This is a genomic window from Pseudomonas sp. 05N431, from assembly GCF_056397005.1.
Window position 1 is genome coordinate 127,409 of sequence record NZ_JBFTMN010000007.1, and the last position, 18,146, is coordinate 145,554.

Sequence of the window (18,146 nt, forward strand, 5' to 3'; positions counted from 1 at the left end):
CCTTCAGGCGCCCGATGCTTATGACTCCACCACTCCCCCGCAGACCCCGCTGGCGTAGCCTGGCGCTGCTCGCTCTGTGCCTGGCGCCGTTGTTGTGGCCACTGCAGCACCTGGCCGAACGTTATTACCGCAGCGAGCTGGTCGGGCAAAACCGCCAGACGCTGGACCTCTACGTCGCCAACCTGCTGGGGACGCTGCACCGTTATGAAGTCTTGCCGCAGATCCTCGGTGATCTGCCGGCCTTGCGTGCCGTTCTTGCCGCGCCACATGAGCCGCTGGCCACCGACAACGCCAATCGCCTGCTCAAGGACATCCGCGCCCAGACTGGCGCCGAAGTCATGTACCTGATGGACACTCACGGCAAGACCCTGGCAGCCTCCAACTGGGACAAACACGACAGTTTTGTCGGGCGTAACTTTGCCTTCCGGCCGTACTTCAGCGAAGCCATGCAAGGTCGTCTCGGGCGCTTTTTCGGCCTGGGCACGACGTCGGCCAAACGCGGTTATTTCTTTGCCGGCGCCGTGCGCGATGGCGAGCAGATCATCGGCGTGCTGGTGGTCAAGGTCGACCTCGACCACACCGAAAGCCTTTGGGGCAAAACCCCGGAGCAACTGCTGCTGACCGATCACAACGGGGTGGTCATCATCACCTCACGCCCGGAATGGCGCTTCAGGGCGACCCGTCCGCTGACTGACGAGGAACGCACGGCGATCACCGCCATCCAGCCCTATCCGACCCGTGATCCGCAACCTCTGAACCTCAACCCGGACGCTTGGCTGATCCAGACCCAGCAAATCGAAGAGACCGGCTGGAGCGTCAGTATCCTCGCGCCCAGAACCCTGATCGACCGCCCGGTGCGCACGGTGGTGGCCATCGGCGGGGCGACACTGCTGGTCTTGATGTTGCTGCTGGGGCTGATGATGCAACGCCGTCGCCACTACTTGCAGCGCATCGCGTTCGAGGCCAAGACCCGCCGCGAACTGGAAGCGCGCGTCGCCGAAAGAACCAGCGACCTCGAAGGGCTCAACCGCCGTCTCAAACAGGAAGTGCTGGAGCGCGAACAGGCGCAACAGGAGCTGGTGCGCGCCCAGGACGATCTGGTCCAGGCCGGCAAACTTTCGGCGCTCGGCACCATGTCGGCAAGCATCAGCCATGAGCTCAATCAACCGCTGGCAGCCATTCGCAGCTACGCGGAAAACGCCGAAGTGCTGCTCGACCACCAGCGCACCGTCGACGCCCGCGGCAACCTGAAACTGATCAGCGAGCTGACCGGGCGCATGGCTTCGATCATCGCCCACCTGCGCGCCTTCGCCCGTCGCGACCGTCACGCCCCGGAAAGCGTTGCGCTGCAACCGGCGCTGGACGATGCCCTGGCGTTGCTGGCCAAACGGCGGCGAAGCATGGAAGTCGAACTGATCCGTGACCTTCCGGCGGCCACGCTGTGGGTCGAGGCCGGCGAAACCCGTCTGCGCCAGGTGCTTGGTAATCTACTGGCCAACGCCCTCGACGCCCTGACCGAAAAAGGCCCACCCCGTAAACTCTGGTTGAGTGCCGAATCCACCGCCGATGGCGTCAACCTGTACATTCGCGATAACGGCCCGGGGTTCTGCATGGAGGCCCTCGGTCGCGCCGGTGAACCGTTCTACACCACCAAGACCCGCACTCAGGGCCTTGGGCTGGGGTTGGCCATTTGCGACACGTTGATGCGCGCCTTCGGCGGTGAACTGTCGTTCGCCAACCACAAGGAGGGCGGCGCCCTGATCACCCTGCGGCTGCGCGCGGGCGCACCCGGTGTAAGTCTGCAACCGTCCGAGGACCGCAGTGAATGAGCAACCTCATAGACAACCGTATCCAGGTCGTGCTGATCGACGATGATCCGCATCTGCGCCAGGCCCTGAGCCAGACGCTGGATCTCGCCGGCCTGAAAATCCTCCCGTTGGCCGAAGCCAAGGGCCTCGCTTCGCGCCTTGAGCGCGACTGGCCGGGCGTGGTGGTCAGTGACATTCGCATGCCGGGCATGGACGGTCTTGAACTGTTGAATGAATTGCACGTCCAGGACCCGGAGCTGCCGGTATTACTGATCACCGGCCACGGCGATGTGCCGCTGGCGGTACAGGCGATGCGTACCGGCGCCTATGACTTTCTCGAAAAGCCGTTCGCCAGTGACGCATTGCTCGACAGCGTGCGCCGTGCCCTGGCCCTGCGCCAACTGGTGCTGGATAACCGCAGCCTGCGGCTGGCCTTGAGCGATCGCAATGAACTGAGCACCCGACTGGTCGGGCAATCGGCGCCGATGCAGCGCCTGCGCGAACAAATCGGCGCATTGGCACCGACCAAGGCCGACGTGCTGATCCTCGGTGAAACCGGTGCCGGCAAGGAGGTGGTGGCCCGTGCCCTGCATGACCTGTCGAGCCGACGCAATGGCCCGTTCGTAGCAATCAACGCCGGGGCGCTAGCCGAATCGGTGGTCGAAAGCGAGTTGTTCGGCCACGAACCCGGTGCCTTCACCGGCGCGCAAAAGCGCCGGATCGGCAAATTCGAATTCGCCAACGGCGGCACGCTGTTCCTCGATGAAATCGAAAGTATGAGCCTGGATGTGCAGGTGAAACTGCTGCGTTTGCTGCAAGAGCGGGTGGTCGAGCGTTTGGGGGGCAATCAGCTGATCCCGCTGGACATCCGGATCATCGCCGCGACCAAGGAAGACCTGCGCCAATCGGCGGATCAAGGGCGTTTTCGTGCGGACTTGTACTACCGTCTGAACGTTGCACCACTGCGCATTCCACCGCTGCGCGAACGCGGCGAAGACGCGCTGATGCTGTTCCAGCATTTCGCCAACGAAGCCAGTGAGCGCCATGGCTTGCCACCCCACGAACTGCAACCCGGGCAACGGGCCCTGCTGTTGCGCCATTCCTGGCCCGGCAACGTCCGTGAACTGCAAAACGCCGCCGAGCGATTCGCCCTGGGTCTGGAACTGGCGCTGGACAACAGCGTTCCGGATGGCAGTGCTGCGCCGCACAGCGCTGTGCTCAGCGGTAATCTGAGCGAGCAGGTGGAAAGCTTCGAAAAGAACCTGATCGCCGCCGAACTGGCGCGCTCTCACAGCTCACTGCGCAGTGTCGCCGAAGCGCTGGGTATTCCACGCAAAACCCTGCATGACAAACTGCGCAAACACGGCTTGAACTTCGCCGATGGCGCTGGCGCCAACAGCAATGCCGACGAGCTTGATTGAGCCACGCCGACTAACCTTCACCCAAACGTCCCACACTGCGAGGCCCGCGCATGAACCGCGACAGTCGTCACCTGGAATCCGTCCTCCATCGCGACATTCCCCTCACGCGGGATATGGGCCTCAAGGTACTCGACTGGCAATCACAACAACTGCGCTTGCAGTTACCGCTGGCGGCCAATTTCAATCACAAAAGCACCATGTTCGGCGGCAGCCTGTATTGCGGCGCGGTGCTGGCAGGTTGGGGCTGGCTGCATTTGCGCCTGCGCGAAGAAGGCGTCGAGGGCGGGCACATCGTGATTCAGGAAGGCCGGATCAGCTATCCGCTGCCGGTCACCCGTGACGGCATTGCAATCTGCGCTGCGCCAAGTGCGGCGGTGTGGAAGAAGTTTTTGGCGATGTATCAACGTTATGGCCGGGCACGGTTGACGTTGCATACGCGGGTCGTCAACGTCGATAGCGATGAGGATGCGGTGACGTTTACCGGGCAGTACGTGTTGCATCGGTAGATCGTTCCCACGCTCTGCGTGGGAATGCAGCCCGTGACGCTCCGCGTCACTGGACGCGGAGCGTCCCTAGAGGCGTTACCACGCAGAGCGTGGGAACGATCAGCTCTCAGGAACGGGCCAGTTCCAGCAGCTTCTCGCGCCACGCAGCTTTGGCCGGCAGCGCCAGGAAAAACGAATTCCGCAACGACTCTCGCGCCGGATAACTGAACGGCTCACCGCTCAATTCAAGCACCTCGCCACCCGCGCCTTCCAGCACGCCTTGCGCGGCAGCCGTGTCCCACTGAGAGGTCGGTGCCAGCCGTGGATAACAATCCGCCGCGCCTTCCGCCAGCAGGCAAAACTTCAGCGAACTGCCGATATTGGCCAGTTGCAGTTCGCCCAGACTGCCACTCAACCCGGCCAGCAAACGCTCCTGCTCAGGGCTTGAATGTCGACGACTGGCAACCACGGTGAACGCTTCGCCGGCAGGCGGCACGTCACGGACCTGAATCGGCAGCGGCGCGGCATCCTTGTCAGCGCGCCAGGCCCCGAGCCCGGCGCCGCCGAAGTAGCAGCGGCTGTTGGTGGGCATCGACACTACGCCAAACACCACACGTCCCTGTTCGATCAGCGCGATGTTGACGGTGAATTCTTCACTGCCGGAGATGAACTCCTTGGTGCCATCCAGCGGATCGACCAACCACCAGCGTCGCCACTCGGCGCGCACGGCTTGCGGGATGTCAGCGTCTTCTTCCGAGAGCACCGGGATGCTCGGGTCAAGCGCTGTCAGCCCTGCCAGAATCAGATGATGAGCGGCGAGATCGGCGGCGGTGACCGGCGAATCGTCAGCCTTGGTGGTTACGTCCGTGCCCGTGCGCCAGAACGGCAGGATGACCTCGCCGGCCTTCAACGCCAACTCGACCACGGGGGCCAGCAAAGGATGAACCTGGGGGAAATCACTCACGGTTGAAACACTCCACGCTGGGTCAATAGATCACGGGCCAGGTACAACGCCGCCAAGGCACGGCCTTCGGTGAACTGCGGGTTCTGCGCCAGCGCCGCGAGTTCTCGCAGATTGACCCGATCCACGCGCATCGGCTCCGGCTCGTCGCCTTCAAGGCTTTCTTCGTACAAGTCAGTCGCCAACACCACCTGAATCTTCTGGCTCATGTAACCGGGCGACAGCGACAGCTCGGTCAGATGCTCCAGTTGCCGTGCGCCAAAACCGGCCTCTTCCTTGAGCTCACGCTCGGCCGCTGCCAATACATCCTCGCCAGGTTCGATCAAGCCCTTGGGCAGCGACAGTTCATAGGCATCGGTTCCGCCGCAGTATTCTTCAACCAGCACCGCATGGTCGGAATCGAGCATCGCCACGATCATCACTGCGCCATACCCGGCGCCCTTGCCGACCAATCGCTCATAGGTGCGCTCGACGCCGTTGGAAAAGCGCAGCTGCACCTCTTCAACGCAGAACAAGCGGCTGGTGGCGACGATCTCGCGGGCTAATACTTCGGGTTTCTGGCGCATGACGGCTCCTTGGCGTGAACGCGGTACTATAACGCGGCTTTCTTGATTGTTTATGTCGGATATCTTTTTACCGCTGGAGAAGTTTTCAATGCCATCACTGCCCTGGCGCGACATTGATACCGTTCTGCTGGATATGGACGGCACGCTGCTGGACCTGCACTACGACAATCACTTCTGGATGGAACACCTGCCCAAGCGTTATGCCGAGCTGCATGGTGTCAGTCGGGCCATGGCCGAGCTTGAATTGCAGCCGTTGTTCGAGCGTAACGCCGGTCAGTTGCAGTGGTATTGCCTGGACTTCTGGAGCGCCGAGCTGAAGCTGCCGGTACGCGAGTTGAAACTCGAGACAGCCCATCTGATCGCGTTGCGCCCGGATGCCGATACCTTTCTGGCAGCGATCAAGCGGGCTGGAAAGCGCGTGATATTGATCACCAACGCCCACCGAGACTCGTTGTCGCTGAAGCTGGAAAGAGTCGAACTGGCGCCTTATTTCGAGCGGCTGATCAGCTCCCACGATTACGGTTTCGCCAAGGAAAACCCGCAATTCTGGGACGCCTTGCGCGCAGACATCGACTTCGACCCAGGCCGCAGCCTGTTTATCGACGACACCTTGCCGATCCTGCGCAGTGCACGGGACTTTGGCGTGGCACATCTGTTGGCCGTGAGCCAGCCGGACAGCCGCAAAGAGCCGAAAGACACCGCGGAATTTGCAGCGGTTAGAGACTATCGCGAGCTCATGGCAGGGCTCTGAGATCGAGTCGCCTGCATCGCGAGCAAGCTCGCTCCCACATTAGATATCCGTTGTTTGCACAAATGTGTGAATCAGTGAGACCCAGTGTGGGAGCGAGCTTGCTCGCGATAGCGGCCTCAACCGACCAATGACTCAAGTTCGACACAAGCGCTAGAATCGCGCCCTTTGCCTGCGCCACGGAGCGACGATGGACATCAAACAGCTGAAATTCCTCATCGCCCTCGACGAAACCCGACACTTCGGCCAAGCCGCTGCGCGCTGCCACATCACTCAGCCCACCCTGTCGATGCGCTTGCGCAGCCTTGAAGAAGAACTCGATCTGCCGTTGGTCAATCGTGGCCAGCGCTTCGAAGGTTTCACCGCGCCGGGCGAGCGGGTGCTGGCCTGGGCGCGTACCGTACTGGCCGCCTGCGACGGTTTGCAGGCCGAGGCCGCAGCCTGTCGCGGCAACCTGGTCGGCACCTTGCGCCTGGGCGTGGTGCCGCTATCGAGTTTTGATCCGCTGCCACTGATGCAACAACTGCACGCCGAACACCCGAACCTGCGCTTCGAACTCTCGGCCTTGAGTTCCGAGCAGATCCTCGAACACTTGGGGAACAATCGCCTGGACCTCGGCGTGTCGTATCTCGAACGCCTCGACAGCGAGCGTTTCGACTCACTGGCCTTCAGCGAAACCCGCATGGGCCTGCTCTACGACCAGCGCTTTTTCAGCTTCGGTGAAAAGCCCTTGAGCTGGGAGGCACTGATCGAACTGCCCTTGGGCATGCTCACAAGCGGCATGCACTTTCGCCAGTCCATCGACCACAACTTCCACAGCCGTGGCCTCAACCCGCAGCCGTTGTTGCAGACCGATGCGGTCCATCAATTGTTGCAAGCTGTGCACGGCGGCCTGTGCTGCGCAGTGATGCCACTGGAAGGTGGACTCGAAACATTGACCGAGCATTTGCGCCTGCAACCGATTGAAAATGCGCAAACCCTTGGCCGACTGGGGCTGATCATGCGCCGCGGTGCACCGCGCTCGGCATTGGCTGAAGCGTGTTTCACGCACTATCAGAAATCACTGACGAGCTCTTGATCGACGCCATCTATCGGTAGATCAGTAATAGCGATTAGACGTGACACATTGACGCGCCTAGGCTTAAGGCTGGATAAACCGCCGGTATTGCCCCATGAAAGCCAAGCGTCCGGTCTGCGGGGCGCCCGCCCTCGAAATGCCTACGCCCGCCGCCAGTCAGAACTATCAGTATTGCAACCTCGACCACAGCGAATCAGCCAGCACCGCACTCGCTGAGGAAGTGGCGTTGGCGATCGCCTACAACGGCATCAGCCAGGCGGTAATGCTGGTCACCCCGACCGATCTGGAAGACTTCATCGTCGGCTTCAGCCTGGGCAGCGGGATCATCAGTGACGTGTCCGACCTCTATGACCTGCAACTCAGCGGGTCCGGTTCGGCACAGTACGCGCAGGTCAGCATTTCCAGCCGCGCGTTCTGGAACCTCAAGCAGCAGCGCCGACAACTGGCCGGTACCAGCGGTTGTGGACTCTGTGGCGTCGAAGCGGTGGAGCAAGCCTTGCCACAACTCGACGTATTGCCCGGCGCACCTTTGCCCCCCGCACAATGGCTTGAAGGCCTGCGCCAGCGCATCGGTGCATTCCAGCCATTGGGCCAATACAGCGGCGCAGTGCACGCCGCTGTGTTCATGAACAACCAGGGAGAGTTGCTGCTGGGCCGTGAAGACATCGGCCGGCACAACGCGCTCGACAAGCTGATTGGCGCGCTGATCCGCCAGAACATCCCGATGGCGGGCGGACTGGTGATTGTCACCAGCCGTTGCAGCCTCGAACTGATCCAGAAAGTGCTGCGCGCCGGCATTCAGACCCTGGTCAGCCTGTCGTCGCCCACCGGCCTGGCCGTACAATGGGCACGCCGGCACAACCTCAATCTTATCCACCTGCCGCAAAAAAGTGCGCCGCGGGTCTATAGCCCTGCGACGGAGAACCAAGCGTGAGTCAACATCGTCAAGCCGACCAGAAACCCGTCCCTCGATACAAGCCCTACAAAGGCCCAGCCGGTGGCTGGGGCGCTCTGATCAGCGTCGCCCAGGCCTGGTTGACCAGCGATAACGCGCTGAAAAACCTCCGCATAATGCTCAAGACCAACCAGAACGGCGGCTTCGACTGCCCCGGTTGCGCCTGGGGCGACTCTCCGGAAAAGGGCATGGTGATGTTCTGTGAGAACGGCGCCAAAGCGGTCAACTGGGAAGCCACCAAGCGCCGGGTCGATGCCGCATTCTTCGCCAAGCACAGCGTCAGCTCGTTGCTGGAGCAGAGCGACTACTGGCTCGAGTATCAAGGCCGGCTGACCGAGCCGATGAGCTACGACGCCGAAACCGACCGTTACACCCCCATCAGTTGGGAAGCCGCCTTCGCACTGATCGGTAAACACCTGCAGAACCTGTCGAGTCCGAATCAGGCCGAGTTCTATACTTCGGGCCGCGCCAGCAACGAAGCGGCGTATCTCTATCAGCTGTTCGTCCGTGCGTTCGGCACCAACAACTTCCCTGACTGCTCGAACATGTGCCACGAGGCCAGCGGTGTGGCCCTGGCGCAGAGTGTCGGTGTCGGCAAAGGCACCGTGACCTTCGACGACTTCGAACACGCGGACGCGATTTTCGTCTGGGGCCAGAACCCCGGCACCAACCATCCACGGATGCTCGAACCGCTGCGCGAAGCGGTGAAACGCGGTGCCCAGGTGGTGTGCATCAACCCGCTCAAAGAGCGTGGCCTGGAACGCTTCCAGCACCCGCAGCACCCGATCGAAATGCTCACCAACGGTGACAAGCCGACCAACACCGCGTACTTCCGTCCAGCGTTGGGCGGCGACATGGCGCTGCTGCGCGGCATGGCCAAGTTCCTGCTGCAATGGGAACGCGAGGCGCAACAAACCGACGCGCCATCGGTGTTCGACCACGACTTCCTCAACGAACACACCGCCAGCGTGCTCGACTACCTGGGCGAGATCGACGACACCTCGTGGGAGCAGATCGTCGAGCAGTCCGGGCTGACTCTGGAAGAGATCGAGCAAGCGGCGCGCATGTACGCCAAAGGCAAGAATGTGATCATGTGCTGGGCCATGGGCATTACCCAGCACCGGCACTCGGTGGCAACCATCCAGGAAATCGCCAACCTGATGCTGCTGCGCGGCAACATTGGCCGGCCGGGCGCAGGCCTGTGCCCGGTGCGCGGGCACAGCAACGTGCAAGGCGACCGGACCATGGGCATCAACGAACGTCCACCGGCGTTCTTCCTCGATGCATTGGAGCGGCGCTTCCAGTTCAAGGTGCCACGAGCGAATGGTCACAACGTGGTCGAGGCCATCCACGCGATGCTCGACGGTCGCTCGAAAGTCTTCATCGGTCTGGGCGGCAACTTTGCCCAAGCCACGCCGGACAGCCCACGGACCTTCCAGGCCCTGAGCAATTGCGACCTCACCGTGCAGATCAGCACCAAGCTCAACCGCAGCCATCTGGCGCACGGTAAAGAAGCGCTGATCCTGCCGTGCCTGGGCCGCACCGACATCGACTTGCAGACCGAAGGGGCGCAAGCAGTAACGGTCGAAGATTCGTTCAGCATGGTTCACGCCTCCAACGGCCAGCTGCAGCCGCTGTCGAAACAGATGCGTTCGGAGCCGTCGATCATCGCCGGTATCGCCGCCGCGACCTTGGGTGCCACGCCTGTCGACTGGCATTGGCTGGTAGCCGATTACCGCCGTATCCGCGAACTGATTGCCGACACTATTCCGGGTTTCAAGGACTTCAACCAGAAGATCGAGAACCCGGGCGGCTTCTATCTGGGCAACAGCGCACGTGCCCGGCGCTGGAACACTTCGTCGGGTCGCGCCAATTTCCGGCCGAATATCCTGCCGGCCGATCTGGTACACGAGCGCACCCGCGCCACCGGGCAATTACCGGACCTGATCATGCAATCGATGCGCTCTCACGATCAGTACAACACCACCATTTACGGTCTCGACGACCGCTATCGTGGGGTCAAGGGTCAGCGTGACGTGCTGTTCGTCAACGAAGCCGACATCATTCGCCTGGGTTTCAAACCGGGACAGAAAGCCGATATCGTGTCGATCTGGGATGACGGTCGTGAGCGTCGCGTCAAAGGCTTCACCTTGCTGGCGTTCGATATTCCCGCCGGACAAGCTGCCGCGTATTACCCGGAAGTGAACCCGCTGGTGCCGCTGGAAAGCATAGGTGATGGCAGCCACACACCGACCTCGAAGTTCGTTGCAATCCGTTTGGAAGCGGCAAGCGAGACCGGGTTGATCATGGCGAAGTCTGCCTGACACACCGCCATCGCGAGCAAGCTCGCTCCCACAATGAACCTTCGTCGGACGCAACATCTGCGTTCATTGAGTTTCAATGGTGGGAGCGAGCTTGCTCGCGATGGCGTCCGCAGGCAAACACTGTTCCGTGCTTTTCAAACGCCCACAAAAAAGGCCGCTTTTGTATTAAAGCGGCCTCTCGCAAGTAGCAAAAGACCCGCGAAAATCCATAAAGTTCCGTCTATAAAACAATAACTTAGCAAATTGTGCACAAGTCGTGTTACTCGTCGGATTTCGATTGTAACTATCACGACACAGCCTCAGGATCGCGCCGTCATCCCTTTGAGGCTCCTCTCATGAAGTTCTCCTCGATTCTCTTGTTGTCCCTTGGCCTGATCAGTGGCGCCGCGTCTGCTGGTGGCACCGCCGAGGCAGGTGTTGGCGGCGCATTGGGCGGGGTACTTGGCTCAGTGGTTGGTCAATCGCTGGGGGGCAGCACCGGCTCGACCATTGGTGCAGCCTTGGGCGGCGCCGGTGGTAGTGCGGTAGGTGCCAACAGACACAGCCGTGGCGAAGCCGCTATCGGTGGTGCGCTCGGCGCAGCCGGCGGTAACGTGGTCGGCCGCAGCATGGGCGGCACCACAGGCAGCCTGATCGGCGCAGCCGCCGGCGGTGGCGTGGGTGGTGCGCTGGGTAACCATATGGGCAACACCAGCTATGACGAAGACCGTGGCCGTGACCGTGGTGGCCGCCGTTACTACCGCGATTATGACGACGACCACCGCGGTCGTGGCCATGCTTACGGCCATCGCAAGCATCACCACCGGTACTATCGCGACTGATACTCGAGTAGTGTCACGCAACGGATTCCAAGAAGTCGCAGCCCTCGGGCTGCGATTTTTCGTTTCACACCAGCAACTGCTCCAATGCCCTGCGTAACCCGGCAGGAATCGCCACTGGCTGATTCGAGGCCCGATCCACAAACACATGCACAAAGCGTCCTGCCGCGCAGGCGTCCGCTTCCCCGGCCTTGAACACCGCCAATTCGTATTGCACCGAACTGCTGCCCAACTTGCCCACCCGCAAACCAATTTCAATACGCTCGGGAAAAGCGATCGAGGCGAAGTAATCGCACGCCGAACTCACCACAAACCCCACCACTTCACCGTCATGAATATCCAGACCACCGACTTCGATCAGGTAGGTATTCACCGCTGTGTCGAAGAAGCTGTAATAGGTCACGTTGTTCACATGGCCGTAGACATCGTTGTCGTGCCAACGAGTGATGATCGGCTGGAAGTGACGGTAGTCGGAGCGTTGAGGCATCGGATTGGACATCAGTGTCGGTTCCTGGAATTGAAAGGTGAAAACCGCGTTATCGTTCTTCGCGAGCAAGCTCGCTCCCACAGACCGTATTGGCATCACGACTGTACGTCAGCTTGGCAGGTGGGTTTGCGCCCAGTCGCGCACCTCGGCATACGGATAATCCTCCAGCGCCGCAAACCCCGGAATCGTTCGCGCCTTGAGCTTGGTAAACAGCGGCACGCTGATACCGCACAAGAACCGGGTCAGCCGTTCCGCACTCGGCACATGGCCGTTGTACGCTTCGTGCCTGTGGATAAAGTCGCCACACAGCGCCTCGAAGTTTTTATCCACAAGCGTCGGCAGCTCAGGCGGCTCCGGCAGACGGGCAACCTGCCCATGGCACACCGAGCAATGTCCGCACTGCTGCGGCGCGTTTTCGTCGCCGAAATACTGCGCCAATCGATAGCCGAGGCAGTGCTCGGTGGCGAACAGATCGAGCATCGCGTGAATCCGGGCGATTTCGGTACGTTCATGTTGCGTGAAGTAGCCATGCAACTCGGCACTCAATGCCAGAGCATCAAAGTCCGCCATCAGCAGGCTGTAGACCTCGGTCATCTGCTTGCTTTCCAGCTCGACCCAGCCCTTCTCCTGAAAGTAATCCAGCGCCTTGACCACCCGGCTGCGCTCGGCCTGATGCTGCTGGTACAGCGCATCGAAATTCACCGTGGCCCAGGTTCGCGCACGGCTGGAGGTTTGGATGATCGCCTCGACGAAGTCCCGCCGCTCGCCTTCGAAACGTGCCAACAAGGCCTCAGGCTCCAGCAGGAACTTGAAACGGTATTCGGCAAAGTAGGCGTAACGCGGTGCGATCAAGCCTTTGAGTTCAAGCTGAACCAGCAAGGTCTTGAGCGGCAGTTGGCGAATATTGCTCTGGTCGGCCAACGGTCCCAGCAAAAACTCCCACTGCCCATCCGGTGCGGCCGCTTGCAGTTCGTCAAGCACACAGCGGATGCCATCCAGCTCCGGCGTGTCGCCGTACACGAAGTTTTCCAACACGTTGAGGCTGTCGCGGTTGGCCAGCACCAGGCAGTCGGAAGGCTGCCCGTCTCGCCCGGCACGGCCGATTTCCTGACTGTAGTTTTCGATGGATTTCGGCAAGTCGAAATGCACCACGTTGCGGATGTCGCTCTTGTCGATGCCCATGCCGAACGCGATGGTGGCGACGATGCAATTGGACTGCCCACCCATGAACCGACGCTGGATCGCTTCCCGCTGTTCATGGGGCAAACCGGCATGATAGGCCTCGGCCTGAAGACCGTTTTGGCTCAGGTGCTGGGCAATCTGCTCGGCGGTTTTCTGCAAAGTCACGTAGACGATGCTCGGCTGCCCGGCACGCTGGCCCATCCACTCCACCAGACGCCGACGCTTGTCCTGGCCACGCACCGGCTCAACCAGCAAATTCAGGTTGGGCCGATAGAAACCGGTGGTCACCACATCGTCCGCCGCGATGGCGAATTTCGCCTGCATGTCGGCGATCACCTTGGGTGTGGCAGTGGCGGTCAGCAGCAAGGTTTGCGGGATGTTGAACTGGTGCTGGTAGTCCGGCAGCTTCAGGTAGTCCGGGCGGAAGTTGTGTCCCCACTCGGAGATACAGTGCGCCTCGTCCACCACCAGCAACGAGATCGGCACTTGCTGCAAAAAGTTGCGAAAGCGCTCGTTCTTCAAGCGCTCCACGGAAATCATCAGGATCTTCAATTCGCCGGAACGTGCCCGCGCCATCACCTCATTGGCATCGTCACGGCTCTGCACCGAATCGATACTCGCCGCCACAATGCCGTGGCGCTGCAAGAACGCCAATTGGTCCTGCATCAGCGCCAGCAACGGCGACACCACCAGTGTCAGGTGCGGCAGCAACAAGGCCGGCAACTGATAGCACAAGGATTTGCCGGAGCCGGTCGGGAAAATCGCTGCCGCCGAGCGCCCGGCCAACACCGCACTGACCGCCGCCTCCTGGCCGGGCCGAAACTGTGGATAACCAAAGACCTGTTCGAGGGTGTTGTGCATAAGCTGTCACTCCGTTGACTGCTGCCATGCCGAAAGCCTAGCCGGCCAAAGCAGCGAGTCGAGAAAAGGTCGGGCGCAAAAGAGATACGGAATGATACAGGGAGGGAATGTTACAGGCGCACTGATCGTTCCGCGCCGGGCGTGGAACGATCGTAAACGAATGAGTCGAGCCTACATCTGGGCCCGACAGTCGACCCACTTCACGCCGTTGCGCTGGTTCGCCGCAATCAGCGCAGGAACCGCTTTCGGTGCTTTGTCATGGATGTCATGGAACAGGATGATTCCGCGGCGCCACAGCAGCATCAGGGTCTGCACGCGCTGGGTCGCGGCGTCTGCGTTGATCTGTTTGCTCCAGTCCTGGGAGTCGATGCCCCAGAGCATTACTTTCAGCCCCTGAGCCTTGAAGAACCCCGCGCTATCACTGCGACGCTGGCCATAAGGCGGGCGAAACAACGACTGATAGTCATCCGGAACCGTACCGCGCACCAGCGTCACCGAACGGTTGATCGACGACTGCCACTCGCTCCAGGCGCTGTGGGATTTGTGCTCCCAGCCATGCAGGGCGACGCACTGGCCTTGGTACAACTCGCGCATTTTGTCTGGCGAAGATTTACGCAAGCGTGCCTGAAAGGGCTCGCCAAGCACAAAGAATACGCCGTGCAGATTGTTGGCCCGCAACACATTGGCCACCGCATCGGTGTGCTTGTCGATGCCACTCGGGCCATCGTCGAACGTCAGCAGAAACTGCCGGTCAGGCAACTCATCACCCGTCAGTTCGGCACTGTCGAAGCGCTCGATCTCGCTGCTGATCGTCGGGAACAATGCGGCCAGGCGCAGTTGCTCGTTCAAATACTGCTCGTGAAACACCCGACTGCCCGCAGCCCATGCGGCATAGGCCGGGCCGACTTGACCGGTGAATCCTGCCGCCTGCTGACGCAAATCGTCGAGGCCACGCACCTGTGGACAAAACAGCTCGGCCTCGCAGTTCTGGCTGGCGCTGCGGTAGTTGCTCAGCAACCGGTCCCAGAAACGCTGGCGCACCTGCTCCACGGATTTGAACTCGACTTGCTTCACACCCAAACGCTGCTTGAGGGCGTTTTCGTCCAGTGCTTCACTGGCCAGCAACGCCTTGCCGAACATCAGCATCTCGGCGCGCGAGGCCGTATCAAAACCCGCCTCAGTGGCCAGCGAACCTGGCCAGCCGCCACGATCAATCGTCGCGAACACCGCCGCACCCACCGCGTGCGCAGTGTTTGCCCACAGGCAACCGAGCAGTAAAAAAGTAAAAGCCCGCAACCGCATATTCAGCTCCTTAAATGCACAACGCGCCGATAGCGGCGCGTTGTGGGGTCAACTCAACGCAAACCGATCAGCGGTTTTGCACGCGCTCGATCGCCTTGTCATACACCGGGTTGGCTTTTTGCTGCTTGGCCAACTGGTAATGACGCAATGCGTCAGGGAACTGATTCGCCGCTTCATAGATACGGGCGATGTTGTAGTAGGAACTGGCGCGAACAGTGGCAGCCGAATTGCCGCTGGCCAGTGCGATAGCCTTGCGGTTGGCCCAGATCGACTCGGCAGTGTTGCCGGCCTTCTGATACGCCAGACCCAGGTTGCTGTAGGCCTGACCGAAACCGTTGTTCAGTTCGATAGCCTGACGATAGAAGTCGATCGCCTGCGGCAGGTCGCCCGCGTGGTAGGCCGCTTCGCCTTTCTGGTTCAGGTTTTTCGCATCCGACAGCGCCGACGAACTGACTGCCACGGCAGTGACGGCCACGCTGTCATCGAGCAACGGCGAGACTTCGTTCAATACGTTCTTGGCATCGACCTGCGAGCCCGTGAAGTTGTTGATGTCCTGGAAGTCGCCACTGCCGGTCATGCGGAACACGGTCCACAGGTTGCCGCTGCGGTTTTGCGGCACGTAGTAAGTGCGCACCAGCGACTGGCCCATGTACACGAACACTTTGGCCTGGCTGTTGGAGAGTGCACGCGAGTTCGGGTTGCTGCTGTTACTGAAGTCATGCACGGCGTAGACGTAGCTTTCGCCGTAGTGCTTCTTCTCCAGGGTGATGGTTTCCGGGCCGTAGCTGGTGGTGTCGTCCACATCCAGGTTGGCATCGTCGCCATGCTGGCTGCCGAAGTAGATGTTGTTGCCGGGGAAGATCATGTGCGAGTCGAGGTCGGACGGGGTTGCGCCCCAGGTCAGCACCACACGCAGGCCGTCGAGGTTGGTCATCACCGGGCTGACGGCATAGGTCATGCCCTTGCACGGGCACTTGACCACCAGGTTGGAGTAACCCGGTTTCTTGATGATCAGCAGGTTGCTGGCGTCATCGGCAAAATCGGCGGTCAGGCTGACCTGACCCTGCGCATTGGTGCGCCCCACCACGTTCTGTGCGCCGTTGCGCTGCAACAGCACTTCAGCGTCGGCGATCTTCTGATCCTTGACCACCGCACTCAACACCTCGATGGGCAGTTGTTCAGCCTGCGCCGAGCCAAAAGCGGCCCACAGCGACAAAATCGAAGCCATACGAAGCAATCGCATACCTAATTCCCTTTAAGTGTTTAAACAGACGCCTAGAAACGTCCTACGGATTCTGGCGCGCACCATACCGAAATTTGCCGCGTTTCGCCTGACAATCGCGTAGGAAATTTGACCTCTAGGGGAATCGCTGAAAAAAACCTCGGGTAGTGCGTAGTCCCAAGCCTTGCGGGCAAGTAAACCCCCTACAAAACCTGTCCACTCGGGCTGTCTTGCGAGACTTCGGGATCGGGTTCTATAGTTTGCGGCGCGGCTAAACCCCGTGTGTCGGCCTGCAGGAGCGACGCCGCGACTTCCTACAGGACACGTTCAATGAACCCACTCGATCCGTCTAACAACCGCTATCGCCCACTCAAAACCAGCTACAGCGAAACCCCGGTGCTGGTCATCGACACCGTGGCCAATTCCCACGCCATCCTGGACGCCGCCCGACAACGCATCCGCGCCTCCAGCGACCTGCTCGAAACACTGTATTGCGTGTGCTTCAAGCAAGCGGATGTGAAAGACATTCCGAATATCGTCAATGCGCTGTATCTGCTGACTCAGGATGGGAGTGAATTGCTTGAGGTGGCTCGGCAGCGGATGACGAGGTGAAAAACATGGCCAACCCCAGCAAGCCCATAGAGACACAAAACACCATCGACCATGCTGCCTACGATGTATGGTTCAGGGAGCAAGTACAAGCCAGCATCAACGATCTTCGGCCCAGCATTGAAGATGGTGAAGCCAAGCGCTTTATGGCTGAAAAACGAGACGTCCTACGTCGGCAGACAGACCGATAGACACGGCCTTACCAATCTTCGTCCCCGTCCTACAACCTCGTGCTCCTTGTCGGCTATCGCTAGCCTGCACACCACACCTATAGTCGTTAGCGTCGCTGCAAAATCAGCGACCGGGCTTGGTCACCCGGACGAGAGGCACACATTCCCCTTAAATAGAGGCGCTCCTCAATGACCACATTAAATCCGTTTGCAGATCGCTACCGCCCACTTCAAACCAACCTCACTGACACCTCGCCCCTGATCATCGACACAGAGGCCGACCCGCAAGACATCCTCGAAGCCGCGCTACAACGCATCCGCGCCTCCAGCGACCTGCTCGAAACCTTGCACTGCCAATGCTTCAAACACGGCGACGTCAAAGACATTCCGCACATCACCCACGCCCTCTACCTGCTGACTCAAGACGGCCGCGACCTGCTCCAAGTCGCCCAGCAACGCATGCTGAACTGGAAAGCGCCATCCTGAAGTCCGAGTGAACAGATCGTTCTCACGTTCTGCGTGAGAACGATCGAACGCAAAGCGTTGAAAGCAGTCATCGAATACTGGAGATAACCATGAGCAAGTTTTTTGATGAGCTGATGGGGAGCGTGCAACAGATGGACGAGATCGTACGGGGTGAACACCTGCCTTCCCGCGAATTCCATGTTGACGCGTTGCAAGCCAAAGAAACTCGTAAGCGTGGGAACGATCAACCGCGTATCCAGAGCCTTCCACCCAAGCCCCGTGCCCAATAACATTCCCGCATGCCTCAACCGGACTGTTAACCATGAACCTCGCCCCCAACTTCCCCGACGACCATGCCATGCAGTTACTCATGCAGCTGCTGCACGAAGAACTCGGCCTACCCGAACGCAAAACTATCAGCCTCAGCACCTCGATCAATTTTGACCTCGGTTGCGACGGCTCAGACGCCCGGCACCTGATGGAAGCCCTGGAAGAACAGTTCGCCATCGACTTCGTCGACTACGACGCCTATCGCTACTTTCAGCCCGAAGGCTTCGACGTGTTTCTCAAACGCAGGGCCAAGGGGCGTGGCGATAAAGTCCCGCTGACCATCGGCATGCTCTACCAGGCCATCAAGGCTCAAAAGTGGAATACACAAGCGCTCCAAGAGCTTTAAGCAGTCTT

The 18,146-nt window shown here is 60.4% G+C and carries 18 protein-coding genes and 1 pseudogene; 13 read left to right on the forward strand and 6 right to left on the reverse strand.

Translation table 11 applies throughout. The features are described from left to right. Positions 1–20: 20 nt before the first annotated feature. Genes AC1DIG_RS14700 through AC1DIG_RS14710 form a run of 3 tightly spaced genes read left to right on the forward strand, consistent with a single transcriptional unit; the run spans position 21 to position 3,735 of the window. A complete protein-coding gene (locus AC1DIG_RS14700) occupies positions 21–1,829 on the forward strand; it encodes a sensor histidine kinase (protein WP_477767870.1) in 1,809 nt (602 codons plus the stop codon). Then, entirely contained in the window at positions 1,826–3,229 is a 1,404-nt protein-coding gene (locus AC1DIG_RS14705; protein ID WP_477767871.1) for a sigma-54-dependent transcriptional regulator, read from the forward strand. Before AC1DIG_RS14700 ends, AC1DIG_RS14705 begins: the two co-directional genes overlap by 4 nt. Positions 3,230–3,279: 50 nt before the next feature. Next, complete coding sequence (locus tag AC1DIG_RS14710; protein WP_477767872.1) at positions 3,280–3,735, forward strand: YiiD C-terminal domain-containing protein; 456 nt, start codon at positions 3,280–3,282, stop codon at positions 3,733–3,735. 106 nt (positions 3,736–3,841) lie between these two features. On the opposite strand, the gene cysQ is transcribed toward AC1DIG_RS14710, so the two are convergent. Together cysQ and nudE are read right to left on the reverse strand one after the other, a co-directional pair. Beyond that, positions 3,842–4,678 carry a 3'(2'),5'-bisphosphate nucleotidase CysQ gene (gene cysQ / locus AC1DIG_RS14715; protein WP_477767873.1) on the reverse strand — a complete coding sequence of 279 codons (837 nt, stop codon included), beginning with the start codon at positions 4,676–4,678 and terminating at the stop codon, positions 3,842–3,844. Next, positions 4,675–5,241: an ADP compounds hydrolase NudE gene (gene nudE / locus AC1DIG_RS14720; RefSeq protein WP_477767874.1), complete on the reverse strand. Its 567-nt coding sequence runs from the start codon at positions 5,239–5,241 to the stop codon at positions 4,675–4,677. Before nudE ends, cysQ begins: the two co-directional genes overlap by 4 nt. A gap of 88 nt (positions 5,242–5,329) precedes the next feature. On the opposite strand from nudE, the gene yrfG reads away from it, so the two are divergent. The 5 genes from yrfG to AC1DIG_RS14745 all read left to right on the forward strand — a co-directional run bounded on the left by yrfG (position 5,330) and on the right by AC1DIG_RS14745 (position 11,167). Continuing rightward, positions 5,330–5,992: a GMP/IMP nucleotidase gene (gene yrfG / locus AC1DIG_RS14725; protein WP_477767875.1), complete on the forward strand. Its 663-nt coding sequence runs from the start codon at positions 5,330–5,332 to the stop codon at positions 5,990–5,992. A 187-nt stretch (positions 5,993–6,179) separates the two neighbouring features. After that, positions 6,180–7,067: a LysR family transcriptional regulator gene (locus tag AC1DIG_RS14730; RefSeq protein WP_477767876.1), complete on the forward strand. Its 888-nt coding sequence runs from the start codon at positions 6,180–6,182 to the stop codon at positions 7,065–7,067. A 94-nt stretch (positions 7,068–7,161) separates the two neighbouring features. Further along, positions 7,162–8,001 carry a formate dehydrogenase accessory sulfurtransferase FdhD gene (gene fdhD / locus AC1DIG_RS14735; protein WP_477767877.1) on the forward strand — a complete coding sequence of 280 codons (840 nt, stop codon included), beginning with the start codon at positions 7,162–7,164 and terminating at the stop codon, positions 7,999–8,001. Further along, positions 7,998–10,346 (forward strand): FdhF/YdeP family oxidoreductase, encoded by a 2,349-nt coding sequence (locus AC1DIG_RS14740; protein WP_477767878.1) that lies wholly within the window; start codon positions 7,998–8,000, stop codon positions 10,344–10,346. Before fdhD ends, AC1DIG_RS14740 begins: the two co-directional genes overlap by 4 nt. 335 nt (positions 10,347–10,681) lie before the next feature. Continuing rightward, a complete protein-coding gene (locus tag AC1DIG_RS14745; protein WP_477767879.1) occupies positions 10,682–11,167 on the forward strand; it encodes a glycine zipper domain-containing protein in 486 nt (161 codons plus the stop codon). A 64-nt stretch (positions 11,168–11,231) separates the two neighbouring features. On the opposite strand, the gene AC1DIG_RS14750 is transcribed toward AC1DIG_RS14745, so the two are convergent. The 4 genes from AC1DIG_RS14750 to AC1DIG_RS14765 form a co-directional block, all read right to left on the reverse strand. Then, positions 11,232–11,663: an acyl-CoA thioesterase gene (locus AC1DIG_RS14750; protein ID WP_477767880.1), complete on the reverse strand. Its 432-nt coding sequence runs from the start codon at positions 11,661–11,663 to the stop codon at positions 11,232–11,234. Positions 11,664–11,759: 96 nt separating this feature from the next. Then, entirely contained in the window at positions 11,760–13,694 is a 1,935-nt protein-coding gene (locus AC1DIG_RS14755; protein ID WP_477767881.1) for a RecQ family ATP-dependent DNA helicase, read from the reverse strand. Between the two features lie 171 nt (positions 13,695–13,865). After that, a complete protein-coding gene (locus AC1DIG_RS14760; protein ID WP_477767882.1) occupies positions 13,866–14,996 on the reverse strand; it encodes a polysaccharide deacetylase family protein in 1,131 nt (376 codons plus the stop codon). A 67-nt stretch (positions 14,997–15,063) separates the two neighbouring features. Beyond that, positions 15,064–16,239 (reverse strand): tetratricopeptide repeat protein, encoded by a 1,176-nt coding sequence (locus AC1DIG_RS14765; RefSeq protein WP_477767883.1) that lies wholly within the window; start codon positions 16,237–16,239, stop codon positions 15,064–15,066. A 309-nt stretch (positions 16,240–16,548) separates the two neighbouring features. Here AC1DIG_RS14765 and AC1DIG_RS14770 point away from each other — a divergent pair, with 309 nt between their 5' ends. From AC1DIG_RS14770 to AC1DIG_RS14790, 5 genes and pseudogenes are all read left to right on the forward strand, one after another. Then, positions 16,549–16,830, forward strand: a complete 282-nt coding sequence (locus tag AC1DIG_RS14770) for a hypothetical protein (protein WP_477767884.1) — start codon at positions 16,549–16,551, stop codon at positions 16,828–16,830. Positions 16,831–16,835: 5 nt separating this feature from the next. Continuing rightward, positions 16,836–17,018: an antitoxin PaaA2 family protein gene (locus AC1DIG_RS14775; RefSeq protein ID WP_427530745.1), complete on the forward strand. Its 183-nt coding sequence runs from the start codon at positions 16,836–16,838 to the stop codon at positions 17,016–17,018. 168 nt (positions 17,019–17,186) lie between these two features. Beyond that, positions 17,187–17,483 (forward strand): hypothetical protein, encoded by a 297-nt coding sequence (locus AC1DIG_RS14780; RefSeq protein ID WP_477767885.1) that lies wholly within the window; start codon positions 17,187–17,189, stop codon positions 17,481–17,483. Positions 17,484–17,572: 89 nt separating this feature from the next. Next, a pseudogene (locus AC1DIG_RS14785) lies at positions 17,573–17,695 on the forward strand (transcriptional regulator); the annotation flags it as partial. 89 nt (positions 17,696–17,784) lie between these two features. After that, entirely contained in the window at positions 17,785–18,138 is a 354-nt protein-coding gene (locus AC1DIG_RS14790; RefSeq protein ID WP_477767886.1) for a DUF1493 family protein, read from the forward strand. Positions 18,139–18,146: the final 8 nt, after the last annotated feature.

Bases quoted from the DNA above. Each gene is read 5' to 3' on its own strand.
- AC1DIG_RS14710 (WP_477767872.1), top strand. From the start codon at position 3,280: ATGAACCGCGACAGTCGTCACCTGGAATCCGTCCTCCATCGCGACATT.
- AC1DIG_RS14745 (WP_477767879.1), top strand. From the start codon at position 10,682: ATGAAGTTCTCCTCGATTCTCTTGTTGTCCCTTGGCCTGATCAGTGGC.
- yrfG (WP_477767875.1), top strand. From the start codon at position 5,330: ATGCCATCACTGCCCTGGCGCGACATTGATACCGTTCTGCTGGATATG.
- AC1DIG_RS14760 (WP_477767882.1), bottom strand. From the start codon at position 14,996: ATGCGGTTGCGGGCTTTTACTTTTTTACTGCTCGGTTGCCTGTGGGCA.
- AC1DIG_RS14700 (WP_477767870.1), top strand. From the start codon at position 21: ATGACTCCACCACTCCCCCGCAGACCCCGCTGGCGTAGCCTGGCGCTG.
- AC1DIG_RS14750 (WP_477767880.1), bottom strand. From the start codon at position 11,663: ATGTCCAATCCGATGCCTCAACGCTCCGACTACCGTCACTTCCAGCCG.
- AC1DIG_RS14705 (WP_477767871.1), top strand. From the start codon at position 1,826: ATGAGCAACCTCATAGACAACCGTATCCAGGTCGTGCTGATCGACGAT.
- fdhD (WP_477767877.1), top strand. From the start codon at position 7,162: ATGAAAGCCAAGCGTCCGGTCTGCGGGGCGCCCGCCCTCGAAATGCCT.
- AC1DIG_RS14730 (WP_477767876.1), top strand. From the start codon at position 6,180: ATGGACATCAAACAGCTGAAATTCCTCATCGCCCTCGACGAAACCCGA.
- AC1DIG_RS14765 (WP_477767883.1), bottom strand. From the start codon at position 16,239: ATGCGATTGCTTCGTATGGCTTCGATTTTGTCGCTGTGGGCCGCTTTT.
- AC1DIG_RS14755 (WP_477767881.1), bottom strand. From the start codon at position 13,694: ATGCACAACACCCTCGAACAGGTCTTTGGTTATCCACAGTTTCGGCCC.
- nudE (WP_477767874.1), bottom strand. From the start codon at position 5,241: ATGCGCCAGAAACCCGAAGTATTAGCCCGCGAGATCGTCGCCACCAGC.
- AC1DIG_RS14770 (WP_477767884.1), top strand. From the start codon at position 16,549: ATGAACCCACTCGATCCGTCTAACAACCGCTATCGCCCACTCAAAACC.
- AC1DIG_RS14775 (WP_427530745.1), top strand. From the start codon at position 16,836: ATGGCCAACCCCAGCAAGCCCATAGAGACACAAAACACCATCGACCAT.
- AC1DIG_RS14790 (WP_477767886.1), top strand. From the start codon at position 17,785: ATGAACCTCGCCCCCAACTTCCCCGACGACCATGCCATGCAGTTACTC.
- AC1DIG_RS14780 (WP_477767885.1), top strand. From the start codon at position 17,187: ATGACCACATTAAATCCGTTTGCAGATCGCTACCGCCCACTTCAAACC.